This is a genomic window from Azospirillum agricola (assembly GCF_017876095.1).
GTDB classification, from domain to species: Bacteria; Pseudomonadota; Alphaproteobacteria; order Azospirillales; family Azospirillaceae; genus Azospirillum; species Azospirillum agricola.
This window is the reverse complement of sequence record NZ_JAGINM010000007.1, coordinates 253,773-270,398: the sequence shown is the minus strand read 5'-3', so window position 1 is coordinate 270,398 and position 16,626 is coordinate 253,773. Positions and strand designations below refer to the sequence as shown.

The following is a 16,626-nucleotide window of genomic DNA, read 5'->3' as shown; positions in this document are numbered from 1 at the left end:
GTTGGATGACCGCCAGAACCGAGCCGACCAGAGCCAGAGCCAAGGAGAGACAGCCCATGCCCGACCCGCAGAAGCCGGCCAACCCCGGCGAGATCCCGGCGCCGGCCACCCCGTCCACGCCGCAGCCCGATCGGCCGACAACCCCCGAGCCCTATCCGGTGCCACCCAACCCGGATGTCCCCCCGGAAATGCCGCCGCCGGCCGACGAGCCGATGCCCGGCATGCCGAACCCGACCACCGCGTGAGAAGCACCCCGCCCCTCCCTGACGAACGTTGGGGAGGGGCGAATTCCAAAACAAACCTCGACATGAACAAGTATTGATGTCACAGAAAAATCACAGATAGCCTATTTCTCAAGAGAAATAATTTCGAATTCAGAACCATTTTAATATCACAGATCATTAAAAATGGGTTGATATGTGATATTACTCAAATGCCGAGAGTATTGCCTCCTTTTCCTATTTCTCCCTCCCCCTCGATTGCGGTTAATATTCCGTTAACGCAATCGAGGAGACGCGCTATGTCGACCTTCTGGGGAAAAGCCACCAACGACACCATCACCGGCACGGCGAACGGCGACCTCATCCACGGAATGGATGGTCATGACCGACTCGATGGCGGTGCCGGCAACGATCTGATGTATGGCGAGCGCGGCAACGATTCGCTGATCGGCGGCCTCGGCAACGACTCGCTGCACGGCGGCGACGGCAACGACTGGCTGGGCGACCCCTACGGCAACGAAGCCGGCGACGACATGATGTGGGGCGACCAGGGCAACGACCAGCTGTTCGGCGGGGCGGGCAACGACTGGCTCGACGGCGGCATCATGAACGACACCATCAAGGGCGGCCGCGGCAACGACACCATGATCGGCGGCGCCGGCGACGACTACCTGATCGACACGCTGCGCGACGACGGCAGCGACGTGTTCCAGCCCGGCACCGGCAACGACACGATGGTCAGCTACATGGACGGCACGCTCGACCGCTTCATCATGGAACAGGCAGCCGGCGGCTTCGGCAACGACCAGATCCAGTATTTCGAGAAGGGGATCGACCGCATCGAGTTCAGCGGCTACACCGCGTCGCAGATGACCATGACGACGTCCGGAAGCTCGACGATCTTCTCCTTCTACGACGGCTCGCATCTGACCGTGGACCAGACCGGCTTGTCCGCCGGGCATGACTTCTTCTTCGTGTAGTCCAAAGGCAACCTGACGGCGGGAGGCGGAGGGCGATGGCCCATCCTCCGCCTCCCGCCTCTCTTTGGGAGACCTCCTTCGGAGTGGCACGGCCAACCTCCCGCCTCCGCTGTTGCCTAGTCCAAGCGGACCCCCAATCCGCGCGCCACCAGCAGCGAGGCCCGATCCCATGAACCGCTCCCCGAAACGCTCCGTCCTCACCCTTCTGTCGGCCGGCGCGGTGCTGGCGCTGGGCGCCTGCGCCCAGACCGGCCCGGCGACGACGGCGCAGGACGTCTCCACCCTGTCGCCCCTGCAACTGGTCGGGCTGAGCGTGCAGTCGGCCGACGGGACGCGCACGCTGGGCAGCGTCGACGATCTCGTGGTGACTCCGGACAACCGGATCCAGCAGGTCATCGTCGGCACGGGCTCGCCGATGTACCCGACCGCGCGCAAGACCACGGTCAACACCGCCGATCTGCGCTACGCCCCCAACCGGCAGGCGGTGATCCTCGTCGGCATGACGCCCACCCAGTTCGCCGCCCTGCCGATGACCGACAGCACCGACCGCATGATCTCCATGGGCAGCGGCACCGCCACGGGCAACCCGTACCTGCCGCGAACGGGGCTGGAGCCGACCAACTGGACCGGCGCCACCACCCTCCCCCGTTGACCTCGTCCCGCCGCCCGCCTCAGCCGTCGCCGCGCAGCACCGTGCAGCTCAGCGCCAGCACCTCGGCCGCCTTGTCGAGATCGTCGGCGCGCACCAGCACGTAGTCGGTGTCGTAGGTCGACATTGCGAAGATCGGCACATGCGCCTGCGCCAGCGGCACGGCGATGCGCGCCAGGACACCGAACAGCGAGACGTCGAGCGGGCCTTCGACCTTGAAGGCCCGCCAGCCGCGTTCGGCCTTCACGTCCTCCGGCACGCGGTCCTCGCGGCAGAGGATCGACAGCCCTTCCCCCGTCCGCGTCGCCCCGACCAGCGGGTCGCTCCAGTCGAGCCAGGAGGGCAGCCCCTGGCCCGGCGGCACCTGCGCCACCGCCAGCCGGCCGGGCAACACCGAGAGGGTCAGCCCGCCGTGGTCGCGCGGCGCCAGCGCGGCGGTCAGCGTCGCCTCGTCCACCTCGAAGGGCTTCAGGATGCGTTGGGCACGGGCGGCCAGCGACGGCACATCCGACCGCAGCGCGCGGCCCAGCATCTCCGCCGCGGTCGCGCGCAGATCGCCGTCCTGGTCGGCGAGATCGACGACCGCCTGCAAGGCGCTGGTCTGGACGATGCGGCTCGGGCTGTTCTCGAACCAGTCGGCCAGCAGGATGGCGGCGCGGTGGCGCTGCCCGCCGTCCAGCGTCAGGCGCGGCAGGATCCGCGCGATGTGCCAGCGCACCTCGGCCTGCTCGATGGCGACGGCGTCGGTCAGCAGAGGCTCGGCGTAGGGATCGAGCCACGCCCCGTTGCCGCGCGACATCCGCTCCAGCGAATCCGCCGCGCGCATGCGCACGCTGGGATCGCCGTCGAACAGACAGGCGAACAGTTCCGGCAGCTTGGCCGGATTGGCCGCGACGTCCGCCGCGACGGAGGGGGCGTCGCCCTCCACCCGGCGGTCGCCTCGGGCAAGACGGGCGGCGATGGACAGACGGGCCTCCATCGGCACACGGCCGCCCACCCTAACCTTCCCCCGCCGGGCGGGGTGGGAGCATCGCGGCCCGAACCGGAACCATCATCCTATCGCCGCCCCGGCAGATGGCGGCCGAAGCGCGAGCCCGCCTTCAGCGCGGTCGGGCGCGGCGGCGGGGGTGGAGGCGGCGGGGGCGGCGTGTCGGCGCGCGGGACGCCGCCGCCGGCCGCCATCTCGGCCAGATCCTTGACCAGCTTCTGGACGCTGCGGACGCGGGCCTGCGGATCGGGCCATTCGCGGCTGTAGACCAGCTTGTGGTCGGGCCGCAGCTTCATCAGCGTCAGGTGGCCGGCGATGTAGGTCAGCAGCTTGGCCGGCTCGGCGAAGACATTGTCGTGGAAGGTCAGCACCAGCCCCTTCGGCCCGGCGTCGACCCGCTCGACGTTGGCCTGCTTGCACAGCCGCTTGATGGTGACGACGTCGAGCAGGTTGTCGACCTCCTCCGGCAGCTTGCCGAAGCGGTCGATCAGTTCCGCCGCGAAGCCGTCGACCTCGGCGCGGTCCACCAGATCGGCGATGCGGCGGTAGAGCGACAGCCGCACCGTCAGGTCGGGCACATAGCTTTCCGGGATCAGCACCGGCGTGCCGAGGTTGATCTGCGGCACCCACTCCTGCGCGGCCGCCGCCGCGATGGCGCCCTCCTGCATGGCGGCCCGCGCGTTGGCGACCGCCTCCTCCAGCATCTGCTGGTACAGTTCGACGCCGACCTCGCGCACCTGCCCCGACTGTTCCTCGCCCAGCAGGTTGCCGGCGCCCCGGATGTCCATGTCGTGGCTGGCGAGCTGGAAGCCGGCTCCCAGGCTGTCGAGCGTCTCGATGACGTGAAGCCGCTGCTGCGCCGTCGCGTTCAGCGGTTTGTTGGCGGCGTAGGTCAGGTAGGCGTAACCGCGCTTCTTCGAGCGGCCGACGCGTCCCCGGATCTGGTAGAGCTGGGCCAGCCCGAACAGGTCGGCGCGGTGGACGATCAGCGTGTTGGCGTTGGGGATGTCCAGCCCGCTCTCGATGATGTTGGTGGCGAGCAGCAGGTCGAACTTGCCTTCGTCGAAGGCGGTCATCACGTCTTCCAGCTCGCTGGCCGCCATCTGGCCGTGCGCCATGACCATCTTGACCTCGGGCACCAGCTCGCGCACCCGCTCGGCGACGCGGGCCAGATCCTCGATGCGCGGGCAGACGTAGAAGGTCTGGCCGCCCCGGTAATGCTCGCGCAGGATCGCCTCGCGGATCACCACCCCGTCATAGGGCAGCACGAAGGTCCGCACCGCCAGACGGTCGACCGGCGGTGTCGCGATCAGCGACAGCTCGCGCACGCCCGACAGCGCCATTTGCAGCGTGCGCGGAATCGGCGTCGCGGTCAGCGTCAGGACATGGATGTCGGCGCGCAGTTCCTTCAGGCGCTCCTTCTGCTTGACGCCGAAATGCTGCTCCTCGTCGACGATCACCATGCCGAGCCGCTTGAAGTCGAGCGTCTTGGCCAGCAGCGCGTGGGTGCCGACGACGATGTCGGCGGTGCCCTCGGCCAGTTCCTTCTTGACCAGCGTCTGCTCGCGCGCCGTCACCATGCGGGAAAGCTGCACCACCCGCACCGGCAGCCCGTTGAACCGGGTGGCGAAGGTCTTGAAATGCTGGCGCGCCAGCAGCGTCGTCGGCACCACGACGGCGACCTGCTTGCCGCTCATCGCCACCATGAAGGCGGCGCGCAGCGCCACCTCGGTCTTGCCGAAGCCGACGTCGCCGCAGACCAGACGGTCCATCGGCCGGCCGCTGCCGAGATCGGTGAAGATGTCCTCGATCGCCTTCAACTGGTCGTCGGTCTCGGGGTATGGGAAGCGCGCCGCGAACTCCTGATAGACGCCCTCCGGGGTCAGCACCGGGTCGGCCTTCTTCAGCATGCGCTCGGCGGCGATCTTCAGCAGGGCTTCCGCCATGTCCTTCAGGCGCTTCTTGACCCGCGCCTTGCGGCCCTGCCAGCCGGCGCCGCCCAGCTTGTCGAGCTGGACGTTGGCGTCCTCCGAGCCGTAGCGCGACAGCACCTCGATGTTCTCGACCGGGACGTAGAGCTTGTCGCCGCCCTCGTAGACGATGCGCAGGCAGTCGTGCGGCGCGCCGGTGACCTCCAGAGTCTCCAGCCCGTCGTAACGGCCGATGCCGTGGTCCATGTGGACGACGACGTCGCCCTCGTGCAGCGCCGAATGCTCGGCGATGAAGTTGGCGGCCTTGCGCTTCTTCTTGGCCGGACGGACGAGGCGGTCGCCGAGGATGTCCTGCTCGGTGATCACCGCCAGATCGGCCGCGGTGAAGCCATGCTCCATCCCCAGCACGATGGTGCCGATCACGCCACGGTCGAAGCGGCGGACATCCTCCATGCTGTCGGCCGGCTCCAGCCCCGGAATGCCGTGGTCGGCCAGCACGTTGGACAGTCGGTCGCGCGAACCGGCCGAATAGCCGGCGACCAGAACCCGCCGCCCGTCGGCGCGCAGAGCCCGGATGTGGTCCTTCACCGCGTCGAAGACGTTGACGTCGGGGCGGTTGCGCTCCTCGGCGAAGTCGTGGCCGCGCTTGCCGCCCGCGTCAACCGTGCCCTTGATGCCCGGCGGCGTGGCGAAGACCTGCAACTGCGCCACCGCCCGCTGGCTCAGCAGCACGTCCCAGCTTCCGGAATCGAGGAACAGCGAGCGGACCGGCACCGGCTTGTAGACCGGCGCGCCCGTCCGCTTCTCGATCGCCATCATCCCTTCGCGGGAGCTGTGGAAATCCTCGATCTGGGTGAGGCGGGCGTCGCGCGCCTCCACCGCCTGATGGTCGAGGCTGACGATGCCGCGCGGCAGGTAGTCGAAGACCGTGTCCATGCTTTCGTGGAACAGCGGCAGCCAATGCTCCATCCCACCATAGGAGCGCCCGGCGGAGATCGCCTCGTAGAGCGGATCGTCATTGGTGACCGCCCCGAACAGCTCGCGGTAGCCGGAGCGGAAGCGGGCGATCCCGGCCTCGTCGAGGAAGACCTCCGACATCGGCTTCAGCTCGACCTTGTCGCGCTTCTCGGTGGTGCGCTGGCTCATCGGGTCGAAGGCGCGCACCCCCTCCAGCTCGTCGCCGAACAGGTCGAGGCGCAGCGGCTCGTCGGTGCCGGGCGGGAACAGGTCGACGATGCCGCCGCGGATGGCGAACTCGCCCGGCTCGCGCACCGTCTGGGCGCGGGTGTAGCCGTTGCCGGCAAGGTAGCGCTGGAGCTTCTCCAGGTCGATGCGGTCGCGCAACTTGGCCTGGAAGGTCGCGTCCTTGAAGGCGGAGCGGGGCGGCACCTTCTGCACCGCCGCGTTGACCGTGGTCAGCACCAGCAGCGGCGCCAGCCCGTCGCGGTGGCCGGCCGCCGCCTGCCGGGCGATCAGCCGGGTGAGCGCGTCGATCCGCTTGGCGACGATGCCGCCGTTGGGCGACACCCGGTCGTAGGGCAGGCAGTCCCAGGCCGGGAGCGTCAGCACCTCCAGCCCCGGCGCGAAGAAGGCCAGCGCCTCGGCCAGCAGGGCGGCGCGCGTGTCGTCGAGCGCAACGTGCAGCAGCCCGTAGGCCCCGGCTTTCTTCGCAAGCTCGGCGAGGACGCGGGCGTCCTGCCCTTCCGGCGCGCCGCCGATCAGGAGACGGCCGGCGCGGCCGGGCTGGAGATCGAAACTGACCAAGGGACATGCCTTCGCGAACGGGTGGGACGGGCGCCCCGGAGCGTCAGGAACCCTGGCGCGGGGTGTAGCGGAACGCGGTCAACAGCCGCATGACGTCGTTGTCATGCTCGGCCGGCACCGGCTCGCGCCCGGACATCCAGTTGTAGAGATCGGGATCGCTCAGTTCCAGCAGAGCCTCGTAACGGTCGAGCATGCCACTGTCGAAGCCGCCGACATGGGCGTCGGCGAAGCTGCCGATCAGCAGATCCATCTCGCGCATGCCGCGATGCCAGGAACGGAAGCGCAGCCGCTTGCGGCGGTCGTCGATGGATTCGCCGGTGGATTTCACGGCGGATGGCGCCGTCTGGTCAGCGTGCTCGGTCATCGTCTCTCAACATCGAAAGCCCCTCGGCCACCGGCGGAGGGGGAACCATTCAGGAACCCCATCCTGCACGGGCGGCATCGGGGATGCAACCGCTCGCGCGCGGCTTGACCGAAGGGCCATTCCGACCATATAGGAAGCGACCCCGGCGGGGACGACCCCGCCGCCCAAAAGGGGAGATCACGCGCGGGGACGGCCCTGCCTTCCGACCAGAAGGAGGCGCCGTCATGGCGTGGATCGTACTTGCGTTGGCCGGCCTGCTGGAAATCGGCTGGGCCATCGGCCTCAAGCACACCGAAGGCTTCACCCGCCTGTGGCCCAGCGTCTGGACCGCGGCGGCCATGCTGGGCAGCATCGGCCTGCTCGGCGTCGCCCTGAAGACGCTGCCGCTCGGCACCGCCTACGCCGTATGGACCGGGATCGGCACGGTCGGCACCGCCATCCTCGGCATGGCGCTGTTCGGCGAACCGGCGGGTGCGGCGCGCCTGCTCTGCATCGCCGCCATCATCGGCGGAATTGCCGGACTGAAGCTGCTGCACGGCTGAAAACCGTGCAAAGCAACCGCTCTCTCACTTCATCCGTCATGCCCGGCCTTGTGCCGGATCTCCACGCGCAACCTTGAAGCACGCACGTGGATGCCCGTGCCAGGCACGGGCATGACGGAAAACAGGAGCGTCACCTCAGGGGGCCTCGACCACCTCGAAATCATGGGTGATCGTCGCGGTCTGCCCGAGCATGATCGAGGCCGAGCAGTATTTCTCCGCCGACAGGGCGATGGCGCGCCCCACCTTCGCCGGGTCGAGATTGCGGCCGGTCACCGTGAAATGCATGTGGATCCTGGTGAAGACCTTCGGATCGGTGTCGGCGCGCTCGGCCTCGATGGCGGCAACGCAGTCGGTGATGGCCTGACGGCCCTTCTCCAGGATCATCACCACGTCGAAGCAGGAGCAGCCGCCCATGCCGATCAGCAGCATCTCCATCGGGCGGACGCCCAGATTGCGGCCCCCGGCCTCCGGCGCGCCGTCCATCACCACCGCGTGGCCGCTGCCGGATTCGCCGACGAACATCTTGCCGTCCACCCAGGTGACGCGCGCCTTCATGACCCTGCTCTCCGCAAACCGGTTGTCGTTCCGGCTGCGAAGCTAGGCGCCCGGCCGCATCGGCGCAAGCGCGGCGCCGCTGCGGCCGTGCTTTCCCCTTGCCGCTCCGTGAGTGCCGGTATATTCCAAACGGTAGGGTCCGCTGGCCCCACCCGCACCCCTGCCCTTTCCCGAACGGAGGAGCACCGATGCGCCGCATCCTGTCCGCAGCGTCCCTCGCCCTGCCGCTGGCCGCCGCCACGCTCGGCCCCGGTTCCGCGCATGCGCAGGATGACAGCTTCACCGAGCGGGCGGTCGTCTCCTGCCTAAGCGGGGCCACGGTCAGCGGGCTGACCTCGGGGCTGGTGCTGATGCCGCTGGTCAACAGCGGGGTCGGCACCTCCGTCGCGGTGTCCGCCGTCGCGCTGTCCGCCGGGGTCGGCTGCGGCGCCGGTCTGGCCTTCACCACAGCCTCCACCGGCTACAGCTGGGTCTACCGCAACGTGACCAAGGCGCCGGCCGAAGCGACCTCGGCACCATCCCCCGCCATGCGCGAGCGCACCGCACCGAACCCCATGCTGCACGCCGCGCGGTGACGCTCGCCGACGTGGTAGGACGCCCACCCCATCGGTGAATCCGGAAGAGTTCGGAACCGATCAACCGATTCGTTGCGTTCCCCGGTGCAGTTCCAGCCTGTTCCGGAGACCGTGCCATGCCCCGCCCCGCCATCGACCGTCCGGCCCTCGCCGTCCTGCTGCTGACGGGACTTCTGGCAAGCGCCACCCTGTCCCCCGCCCACGCCAATACCGGCGGCGAAAACGGCGCCAGCGGCCTGCCGGCCGATTTCCCGACCCTGTCGAGCGAACCGGTGCTCGCCCAGCGCCAGGCGATGGGGTGCAGCGTGGTCGGTTTGGGGCTGACCGGTCTGGCGCTGGCGTCGGGGGTGGCCGGAACCGGCGGCGTGGGCGGGCCGGTGGTCGGCCAGATCCTCACCTATTTCGGCGCCGGCTGCACCATGGGTGTCTTCATCGCCACCGCCTTCCCGACGGGCGACGTGGGCGGGACCACCACGCCGGCCCAGGCGCGGCCCGTGGTTCCGCAGCCCGACCCGGCGGTGCAGAAACTCCGCCTCCGGCTGGAGGCGGCGGCGCTCATCCCATGATGGTGCGCCGCTCGTTCGACGCCGGGGGAGACGGCGGGGAGGACGGCGGCGGGGCGGCACCGGGGCCGGGAGCGGTTGGAGCGGAGCCGGCAGGCTCCTGCCACCACCAGCCCTCGGTCAGCCACGACCACGTCGCGGAATAGCCGCTCCAGAACCAATCCGCCCAACCCTGCCCCGGACGCAGACCGTCGAGCGTGCGGTCGCTCCACTCCTTGACCGGCTTCAGCCATTCCTCGGCGGTGTCGAGCCGCCTGCCGAGCTTTTCCAGATCGGCCTTCTGCTCGGCGATCTGGGCCGAGATCTGCTCTTGCAGGCCGATCAGCCGGTCCATGAAACCGCCGGGCCTGTCACCCTCGGCGGCGGCGCCGCGCAGGCCGGCGATGTCGTCGCGCAGGGCGCCGATCGCCGATTCCAACGCCTGCTGCCGCTCCGCGACGCCCCGCGCGGCGGCGCTCTCCTCGACCCGCTTGCGGATGTCGGCCAGCGCCGCATCCATCTTGTCGAGCCGCTCGCGCAACGCTTCACCCACCGGATCGGCGGCCGCCGGCGACACGGCGGGAACCGCCGGGGAGGGCGCCGGGGGCAGCGGGTCGGCGGCGACCGGCCGCAGCAGATCGGCGAAGACGTAGCCGCTGCGGCCATCCTCGCGCGTCACCGCGTACCAGGGCGCGTCGGCGACCTTGCCCGTCACCTTCAGCCGCACCCCGGACTCGATCAGGGCGATGCGGGCGCCCTGCTGGCTCGGCTGCTGGCGCAGGTTGGTGCGGCCGACCGTCACGTAATCGCCGGAGACCGGCTGGAGCTGCACGGCTGCGGGCCGCGCCGTCTGCGCCGCCGTTTGGGCCGAAACGGGGCCGGACGCCCCGCCCAGCCCGATCGCCAGGGCCAGGGCGGCAACCCGCAAGCGGGGAGACGGAACAGAATGGCTCATCGGGCGTCCGCTTCCTCGCTCACAAAATCCGCCTCGCGCATCAGGCGGTCGATCTCGGCCTCCTCCTTCAGCAACTGGCGGTCCAGTTCGCCGTTGACCGGCCGGCTGCTCCACAGCGCGTCGGCGTAGAAGGTGTCGTACCAGTCCTGCAACGCGTTCACGCCGATGTCCAGCGCCACGCTGCCCATCAGCGTGGCGGCGACCACCGCCGAGGTGAGAGAAAACGGCCCCATCTGCGTGCGTTCCCTTCCCTGCGGCGGTCAGTAGGTTTCGACGGCGAGGTCGCCGGTCTCGCTGAGCAGCCGCTCCAGCGCCGGCTGCCCGAAGCGGTAGAACAGCACCGGCGTGGTCAGCGTGTCCAGCATGGTCGAACTGATCAGCCCGCCGAAGATCACCAGCGCCACCGGATGCAGGATTTCTCCGCCCGGCGCGTCCGACACGATCAGCAGCGGGATCAGCGCCAGCCCGGCCGACAGGGCCGTCATCATCACCGGCATCAGCCGCTCGTCGCAGCCCCGCACCACCAACTCGCGGCCCGCCGGCATGTTGTCGTGCAGGGCGAGATTGATGAAGTGGCTGATCTTGAGCACGCCGTTGCGCACGGCGACGCCGGCCACGGCGATGAAGCCGATCATGGCGGCGAGACTCAGATCCTCGCCGAACATCCACAGGGCGGCGACGCTGCCGATCAGCGCCAGCGGGATGTTGCCCATGACGATGGCGGTGAACACCACCGAGCGGTAGCGCTGGTACAGCACCAGGAAGATCATCGCCGCCGACAGCAGAGCCAGCCCGGCCATGACTCCCCGGCTGTCCTCCTCCTGGCGGAAGCTGCCCTCCAGGTTGGTGGTGTAGCCCTGGGGCAGCGGCGTCGCCGCGATGGCCGCGCGCATCTTCGCCACGATGGCCGAGAGGTCCGACCCGTCGGTGTTGGCGGTGACGGCGATGCGGCGCAGCCCGTTCTCGCGCAGGATCTGGTTGGGGCCGTCGGTGTTGACCACCGCCGCGATGGAGGAGAGCGGCACGTAGCCGGCCGGCGTCTCCATGCGGAGCTGCGACAGCGCCTCCATCGAGCGGTCGGCGTCGGCCAGCTTGATCAGCACGTCGAAGCGCTTGCCGTCGTCGATCACCTGCGACACCACCCGCCCGTTGGACAGGCTCTCCAGCGCCTGGGTCATCGCCGCGGGGGTCACGCCGAACAGCTTGGCCCGGGCGTAATCCATGGTGATGCGGATCTGGGGCACGCGCACCTGCTGCTCGACCATCAGATCGACCAGACCGGGGACCTCCTTGAAGCGCTGGTGGAAGGTCTCGGCCAGCACCCGCAGCGTGCCCAGGTCGTCGCCGTAGATCTTCAGCACGATGGCGCCGCGCACGCCGTTCTGGGCGACCTGCATGCGCGAGGTCAGGAACTGGGTGACGGTCAGGTCGACCGGCAGGATCGACAGGCGGTGGCGCAGATCCTCGATGATCTCGGCCCGGCTGCGCGCGCCGAGCGCGATGCGGACCGGGAACTCGCTGGCGCTCACCGGATCGGCGTCCTCGTCGTTCTCGTTCCGCCCGGTGCGCCGCGAGACGCTGACCACCTCCGGCACCTGGAGGATCAGCCGCTCCGCCATCTGGCCGATGCGCACCGAATCGTTCAGCGAGATGCCCGGCTTGTTGAGAAGCTGCACATAGAGCGTCCCTTCGTTGAAGGGCGGCAGGAAGGAGCGCGGCAGGAAGGGCATCGACAGGGCGGCCAGCGCCACCAGACCGGCGGCGATCCCCATCAGCAGCTTCTGGTGATCCAGCGCCCAGCCGAGCGCCCGGCGGTTGGCCGCCTTCATCGCCAGCACCGGCTTGCCGTGGTAGGAGTCGCCGAGGGACTTCATCCCCGGCAGGAAGTAGGAGCACAGCACCGGCGTCAGCGTCATCGACACGACGAGGCTGGCGAAGATCGAGATGATGTAGGCCAGACCCAGCGGGCCGAACAGGCGGCCCTGCTCGCCCGGCATGGCGAACAGCGGCAGGAAGACCAGCAGGATGATCATCGTCGCGTAGACGATGCCAGACCGCACCTCCTGCGAGGCGTCGGCGATCACCGTCAGCGACGGGCGCGGCAGCGGGCGCTGCCGGTTCTCGCTCAGCCGGCGCAGGATGTTCTCGACGTTGACCACCGAATCGTCGACGAGCTGGCCGATGCCGATGGCGATGCCGCCCAGCGTCATGGTGTTGATGGTGGCGCCGAGCAGATGGAAGGTGATGACCGTCACCAGCAGCGAGACCGGGATCGACAGCATGGCGATCACCGTGGTCTGCACGTTCATCAGGAAGGCGGCCAGCACGATGATGACGATGATGATGGCGTCGCGCAGCACATGCTTGACGGTGTCGATGGAGTCGGTGACCAGCTCCGCCTGGCTGTAGGAGATCTGGTCGGCCCGCACCCCGCGCGGCAGGCTGGGCCCCAGCGTCTTCATCAGCGCCTCGACCGCGGCGGCGGTGTCCACCGTGTTGGCGCTGGGATGCTTCAACACCGACAGAAGCACCGCCGGGCGCCCGTTGAAGGCGCCGTCGCCGCGCTTCACCTTCGGCGCGAAGCCGACCTCGCCGAGCTGGCTCAGCACCACCGGCCGGTCCTCGCGGTAGGCGACGACGAGGCTGCGGATGTCCTCCAGGCTGCGGCTGCGGCTGACGTTGCGGATGATGACTTCGGAGTTGTGCAGGTCGTTGAAGCCGCCGCTGCTGTTGGCGCCGAAGGCGTTCAGGGCCTGCTCGACCTTGGCGATGCTGATGTCCAGCGTCCGCATCGCGCCCAGGTCGGGGGTGAAGCGGAACTGCCGGACGTCGCCGCCCACCGTGTAGACCTGCGACACGCCCTCCACCGCCATCAGCCGGGGGCGGATGGTCCAGTCGGCCAGTTCGCGCAACGCCATCAGGTCGCCGGATTCGGTGGTCAGCGCGATCTGGAGGATCAGGCCGGCGACCGACGACATCGGCGCCATCTGCGGCGTCAGCCCTTCCGGCAGCCGGTCGCGCGCCATGGCGATGCGCTCGCCGACGAGCTGGCGGTTGCGGTAGGGGTCGGTCCCCCACTGGAATTCGGCGTAGATCAGCGAGAAGCCGGGGCTCGACACGCTGCGCACGCGCGACACGCCGGGCATTCCGTTCAGCAGCGTCTCCAGCGGGAAAGTGACGAGCTGCTCGACCTCCTCGGGCGCCAGGCCGCCGGCCTCGGTCACCACGGTGACGACCGGCTGGTGCAGTTCCGGCAGCAGCGCCACCGGCATGTCGCGGCCGATCAGGACGCCCCAGACACTCAGGAGCGCGGTCAGGACGAGCACCGGAACGCGGTGGCGGAGGCAGAAACCGACGAGCGCCTGGAACATGGATGATCCGCCCCGTCAGGCCGCGCCGGCAATCGCCGAAGGCGCGGTCCGCCGGCGACGGCCGCGCCACGCGAGCCCGGCGATGCCGGCCAGGGCGGCGGTGCCGAGCGCCAGCCACAGGGGCCGCAAACGCCCTTCGGAATGGGCCGGCGCGGGCGGTGGCGTCACCACCAGTTCCGCCGCCGTCTGGCCGGCGCCGAGCGCGCTCCGGACCGAGACGGTCAGCGGCGTGTGGCCGATCGCCGGCAGGAAGGGTCCGGCGCGGTAGAGGCCGGGGGCGGTCTCGGTCAGGGTCAGATCGATCTTCGGCCCCTTGACCGTCACCTGCCCGCCCGGCACCGGGGCGTTGTCGCCGAGCCGGTCGAGGAAGGCGTAGAGCTGCTGGTTCGCCGCGATCAGGACGATCCCGACGGACCCGACCGAGACGGCGACCCGGGGCGCCTCCCGCTCCTCCGTCGCGCCCGCCCGCGCCTCGACCGCCGGAAGGGAGGCCACGAGGGCCAGGGCCGCCAGCGCGTGCGGAGCGAAGCGGCGGATGCGGCCGGAAACAATGCGAGCCATGGCGTTCCTCCTCCCTGTCCTGTCGGTCATTGCAGTTGAACCAGAAGCCGCGTGCCGCGCGTGACGATCTGCGCGCCGGGCGACAGCCCGGCGGTGACCAGCACGCTGCGGCCGTCGATGGCCTCGGTCTTCACGGTGCGCGGCACGAAGATCTCCGGCGCCACATGCTCCCAGACCTCCTCCAGGCCGCTGGCGCCGACCACCACCGAATCATGCGGGATGATGATGCCGGCGCGGGATTTCTGGGTGCTGCGGATGGCGACGGTCACCGGGCGGCCGACCCGCAGCCCCTCGATGGGCTTCTCGATGCGGAACATCAGCGGCACCGCCTGCTGCTGCATGGCGAGGCCGCTGCCGACGAAACCGATGTCGAGCGCCTGCCCCTCCGGCGTCAGCGCCACGGCGGCGTCGACGGCGGCGGCGGTCTTGGCGACGTCGGGATCGGCGGCGATGGCTTCGATCCACAAGCGGTTGGGGTTGACGATCTCGAAGATCTTCTCGCCGGGATGGACGATGCGCCCGTTGATCGCGTTGGAGACCGAGATCACCCCGTCGGTCGAGGCGCGCAGCGCCTCCTGCGTCTGCAACATCGGCAGCAGCGCGGCGCGCTCGCGGCGCAGCCCCTCCAGCCGCATCTCCGACTGGATCACCTTGCCGTCGCGGAAGGGCACGAACCAGAACTGCTTCATCAGTTCCAGATTCTCCGCGGTGATGCGGATCTCGTTGGTCAGCCGCGCCACCTCGCGCCGCACCTGGGTGCGGTCGACGACGCCGACGGCGGGCGTGACGTAGCCGAGGATCTGGCCCTGCTTGACCTCCTCGCCCAGCACCGGCAGGCCGGTCTTGGGCGGCTCGATGCGGCCGATGAGGCTGGCCTCGACGTCGCCATGGGCGTTGGGATCGGGAACGATGCGGCCCGGCAGGCGGGCCGACAGCGCGGCCTCCCCGGTTTCCACCTTCTGCGTGCGCAGATCGAACAGCCGCTGCAACGGCTTGGGCACGAAGAAGGAGCCGTCCGGCCGCCGCCGCGCCTTGTCGAGCACGAGGTCGGCGAAGAGCTTCGGATCGAGCGGGGCCGCCTCCGGCTCGGCCGCCGCCAGGGCCGGCGGCGGCCGGACGTCAACGGGAACCGGAGGCAGGGCCGAAGCGCTGCCCCCCTGCGCGGGCGGCGCCGGCTGCGGCGGCGGAACCGTCTGGGAGGCGGGTTGCGCGGCCGGCGGCTGGGGAAGCGGCGGCTGCGGAAGCGGCGCCGCATTCATCCGCGGCCCACCGATGCGGCCATCCATTCCAGGCGGATCGGGTTCGCTGACTCCGGGGATGGCCACCGGGGTCCCGTTCGCGCCGAAGACGTAGGCCACCTCCCAGGCGAACTGGTTGACCGTCTGCCCGGCGGAGCGGACCGGACCGGCGATCATGCCGGGCACGCCCGCCAGCGCGGACGCGCCGCTCGCGGCGAATCCGACGCCGGTGTCGACGGCTTTCAAGGCCGCCCGCTGAAGCTCGTCGAGGACGCCGGCGGTCTCCGCCGGCTCCGGAAGCGTCCGGCCGCCCGACAGGACCGTCGGATCGGCGTCGTCGACAGCCGGACGCGACCACCAGGCGGCCTGAACGGCATCGGCGCATGTCAGCGCCGTCAATGCCACGGTCACCCGCAAGGCCGCTCGTCTCAACCGCATCGCACGGGGTCTCCCTGGCGTCCCGCCGGCGTCGCACGCGCCGGCCCATCGGCTTCATCCCGAAGGATTAATCCTTCGGGGAAAGCATGCACGGATAATCATTGATAGGAAAGATCGGAATAGTCATGGAAAAGGCCGGCGAACACTTGATCACAGGTCGTTATCGCCGGAAACCATCGAGCCGCGGCAAGTGACGTGCCGACTCTATTGTTGATCGCCACCATAAGGTGCACCCGGCGTGGCGACGCCGGCGCACTGGGCCTCGCGGATGCGGGTGTAGAGGCCGCGCTCCAACGCGTAGGCGTCGAGGTTGGGATCGCCGACGAAGCCCTCGATGAAGCCGTCGTCCAGGTAGCGCACCATGCCGTCGCCGGTCCGGTACACCATGTAGGTGGACAGCCCGAGCGCCGAATAGGTGCCGACCATCGTGGCCGACCGCCCCAGCAGATCGCGCCCGGTCGTCGGCCCCAGGAAGGGCAGCACCATGTAGGGTCCCGACCTCAGCCCCCAGTGGCACAGGACGTTGCCGAGATCGTCCTGCCGGCTTTTCAGCGCGAAGCGCGAGGCGGCGACGTCGTACCAGCCGCCCAGCCCGACCGTCGTGTTGACGAGGAAGCGGCCCGCCGATGTCCCGGCGTTGGGAAAATCGGCGCGCAAGGTGCTGCTGATTGCGGTCCAGGGCTCCCGCAGATTGGCGAAGACGTTGGAGATGCCGGCCCGCGTGCCGGCCGGAAGACCGCTGGCGTAGGCCTGCCGCAACGGCTCCAGCGCGCTGGAATTGAACCCGTTGTTGAAGGCGAACACCGCGCGGTTGTAGCCCTCCCACGGATCGAAGGCCGTCAGGTCGAGCGCCGCCGCGGGGCGGGCGGCCATGAGGCCCGCCGCGAGCGGCGCCAGCAACGGGACGGCGAGAGCCAGTGCGCGAACAGCCTTCATGCCCGGTCCCCCCGAC

At 69.6% G+C, this 16,626-nt stretch carries 16 protein-coding genes; 6 read left to right on the top strand and 10 right to left on the bottom strand.

Features of this window, described 5'->3' with window-relative positions:
* Positions 1-56 precede the first annotated feature (56 nt).
* From J2847_RS12890 to J2847_RS12880, 3 genes are all read left to right on the top strand, one after another.
* Positions 57-245: a hypothetical protein gene (locus J2847_RS12890; protein WP_209779349.1), complete on the top strand. Its 189-nt coding sequence runs from the start codon at positions 57-59 to the stop codon at positions 243-245.
* A gap of 275 nt (positions 246-520) precedes the next feature.
* Positions 521-1,201: a calcium-binding protein gene (locus J2847_RS12885; RefSeq protein WP_209779348.1), complete on the top strand. Its 681-nt coding sequence runs from the start codon at positions 521-523 to the stop codon at positions 1,199-1,201.
* A 169-nt stretch (positions 1,202-1,370) separates the two neighbouring features.
* The gene (locus J2847_RS12880) at positions 1,371-1,853 is read left to right on the top strand and encodes a PRC-barrel domain containing protein (protein ID WP_209779347.1); all 483 of its coding nucleotides are present in this window, start codon (positions 1,371-1,373) and stop codon (positions 1,851-1,853) included.
* A gap of 19 nt (positions 1,854-1,872) precedes the next feature.
* Here the strand turns inward: J2847_RS12880 and J2847_RS12875 are convergent, their stop codons facing one another.
* Genes J2847_RS12875 through J2847_RS12865 form a run of 3 tightly spaced genes read right to left on the bottom strand, consistent with a single transcriptional unit; the run spans position 1,873 to position 6,897 of the window.
* Positions 1,873-2,847, bottom strand: a complete 975-nt coding sequence (locus tag J2847_RS12875) for an ACT domain-containing protein (protein ID WP_325169398.1) — start codon at positions 2,845-2,847, stop codon at positions 1,873-1,875.
* A gap of 59 nt (positions 2,848-2,906) precedes the next feature.
* Positions 2,907-6,533: a transcription-repair coupling factor gene (mfd, locus tag J2847_RS12870; protein ID WP_209779346.1), complete on the bottom strand. Its 3,627-nt coding sequence runs from the start codon at positions 6,531-6,533 to the stop codon at positions 2,907-2,909.
* Between the two features lie 43 nt (positions 6,534-6,576).
* On the bottom strand, positions 6,577-6,897 hold the full coding sequence (locus J2847_RS12865) for an FAD assembly factor SdhE (protein WP_085556974.1): 321 nt from the start codon (positions 6,895-6,897) through the stop codon (positions 6,577-6,579).
* Between the two features lie 224 nt (positions 6,898-7,121).
* Between J2847_RS12865 and sugE the strand changes: the two genes are divergently transcribed.
* Complete coding sequence (gene sugE / locus J2847_RS12860; RefSeq protein ID WP_209779345.1) at positions 7,122-7,439, top strand: quaternary ammonium compound efflux SMR transporter SugE; 318 nt, start codon at positions 7,122-7,124, stop codon at positions 7,437-7,439.
* Between the two features lie 135 nt (positions 7,440-7,574).
* Here sugE and J2847_RS12855 read toward each other — a convergent pair whose 3' ends face one another.
* Positions 7,575-7,994: an OsmC family protein gene (locus J2847_RS12855; RefSeq protein ID WP_209779344.1), complete on the bottom strand. Its 420-nt coding sequence runs from the start codon at positions 7,992-7,994 to the stop codon at positions 7,575-7,577.
* Positions 7,995-8,182: 188 nt separating this feature from the next.
* Here J2847_RS12855 and J2847_RS12850 point away from each other — a divergent pair, with 188 nt between their 5' ends.
* Positions 8,183-8,569: a hypothetical protein gene (locus J2847_RS12850; protein ID WP_209779343.1), complete on the top strand. Its 387-nt coding sequence runs from the start codon at positions 8,183-8,185 to the stop codon at positions 8,567-8,569.
* 116 nt (positions 8,570-8,685) lie between these two features.
* Positions 8,686-9,135 carry a hypothetical protein gene (locus tag J2847_RS12845; RefSeq protein WP_209779342.1) on the top strand — a complete coding sequence of 150 codons (450 nt, stop codon included), beginning with the start codon at positions 8,686-8,688 and terminating at the stop codon, positions 9,133-9,135.
* On the opposite strand, the gene J2847_RS12840 is transcribed toward J2847_RS12845, so the two are convergent.
* The 6 genes from J2847_RS12840 to J2847_RS12815 form a co-directional block, all read right to left on the bottom strand.
* Positions 9,125-10,066, bottom strand: coding sequence for an SH3 domain-containing protein (locus tag J2847_RS12840; RefSeq protein ID WP_209779341.1), 942 nt, complete (start codon positions 10,064-10,066; stop codon positions 9,125-9,127). The genes J2847_RS12845 and J2847_RS12840 overlap by 11 nt on opposite strands.
* On the bottom strand, positions 10,063-10,299 hold the full coding sequence (locus J2847_RS12835; protein ID WP_209779340.1) for a hypothetical protein: 237 nt from the start codon (positions 10,297-10,299) through the stop codon (positions 10,063-10,065). The genes J2847_RS12840 and J2847_RS12835 overlap by 4 nt, the downstream gene beginning before the upstream one ends.
* Before the next feature lie 27 nt (positions 10,300-10,326).
* Complete coding sequence (locus J2847_RS12830) at positions 10,327-13,437, bottom strand: efflux RND transporter permease subunit (protein ID WP_209779339.1); 3,111 nt, start codon at positions 13,435-13,437, stop codon at positions 10,327-10,329.
* A gap of 15 nt (positions 13,438-13,452) precedes the next feature.
* Positions 13,453-13,998 (bottom strand): hypothetical protein, encoded by a 546-nt coding sequence (locus J2847_RS12825; RefSeq protein ID WP_209779338.1) that lies wholly within the window; start codon positions 13,996-13,998, stop codon positions 13,453-13,455.
* Between the two features lie 26 nt (positions 13,999-14,024).
* Positions 14,025-15,674 (bottom strand): efflux RND transporter periplasmic adaptor subunit, encoded by a 1,650-nt coding sequence (locus J2847_RS12820; protein WP_209779337.1) that lies wholly within the window; start codon positions 15,672-15,674, stop codon positions 14,025-14,027.
* Between the two features lie 204 nt (positions 15,675-15,878).
* Positions 15,879-16,610, bottom strand: a complete 732-nt coding sequence (locus tag J2847_RS12815) for an MlaA family lipoprotein (RefSeq protein WP_209779336.1) — start codon at positions 16,608-16,610, stop codon at positions 15,879-15,881.
* Positions 16,611-16,626 lie beyond the last annotated feature (16 nt).

Coding starts and splice junctions, on each gene's coding strand:
- sugE (WP_209779345.1), top strand. CDS start 7,122: ATGGCGTGGATCGTACTTGCGTTGGCCGGCCTGCTGGAAATCGGCTGG.
- J2847_RS12855 (WP_209779344.1), bottom strand. CDS start 7,994: ATGAAGGCGCGCGTCACCTGGGTGGACGGCAAGATGTTCGTCGGCGAA.
- J2847_RS12850 (WP_209779343.1), top strand. CDS start 8,183: ATGCGCCGCATCCTGTCCGCAGCGTCCCTCGCCCTGCCGCTGGCCGCC.
- J2847_RS12880 (WP_209779347.1), top strand. CDS start 1,371: ATGAACCGCTCCCCGAAACGCTCCGTCCTCACCCTTCTGTCGGCCGGC.
- J2847_RS12885 (WP_209779348.1), top strand. CDS start 521: ATGTCGACCTTCTGGGGAAAAGCCACCAACGACACCATCACCGGCACG.
- J2847_RS12840 (WP_209779341.1), bottom strand. CDS start 10,066: ATGAGCCATTCTGTTCCGTCTCCCCGCTTGCGGGTTGCCGCCCTGGCC.
- J2847_RS12890 (WP_209779349.1), top strand. CDS start 57: ATGCCCGACCCGCAGAAGCCGGCCAACCCCGGCGAGATCCCGGCGCCG.
- J2847_RS12865 (WP_085556974.1), bottom strand. CDS start 6,897: ATGACCGAGCACGCTGACCAGACGGCGCCATCCGCCGTGAAATCCACC.
- J2847_RS12830 (WP_209779339.1), bottom strand. CDS start 13,437: ATGTTCCAGGCGCTCGTCGGTTTCTGCCTCCGCCACCGCGTTCCGGTG.
- J2847_RS12825 (WP_209779338.1), bottom strand. CDS start 13,998: ATGGCTCGCATTGTTTCCGGCCGCATCCGCCGCTTCGCTCCGCACGCG.
- J2847_RS12820 (WP_209779337.1), bottom strand. CDS start 15,674: ATGCGGTTGAGACGAGCGGCCTTGCGGGTGACCGTGGCATTGACGGCG.
- J2847_RS12835 (WP_209779340.1), bottom strand. CDS start 10,299: ATGGGGCCGTTTTCTCTCACCTCGGCGGTGGTCGCCGCCACGCTGATG.
- J2847_RS12815 (WP_209779336.1), bottom strand. CDS start 16,610: ATGAAGGCTGTTCGCGCACTGGCTCTCGCCGTCCCGTTGCTGGCGCCG.
- J2847_RS12845 (WP_209779342.1), top strand. CDS start 8,686: ATGCCCCGCCCCGCCATCGACCGTCCGGCCCTCGCCGTCCTGCTGCTG.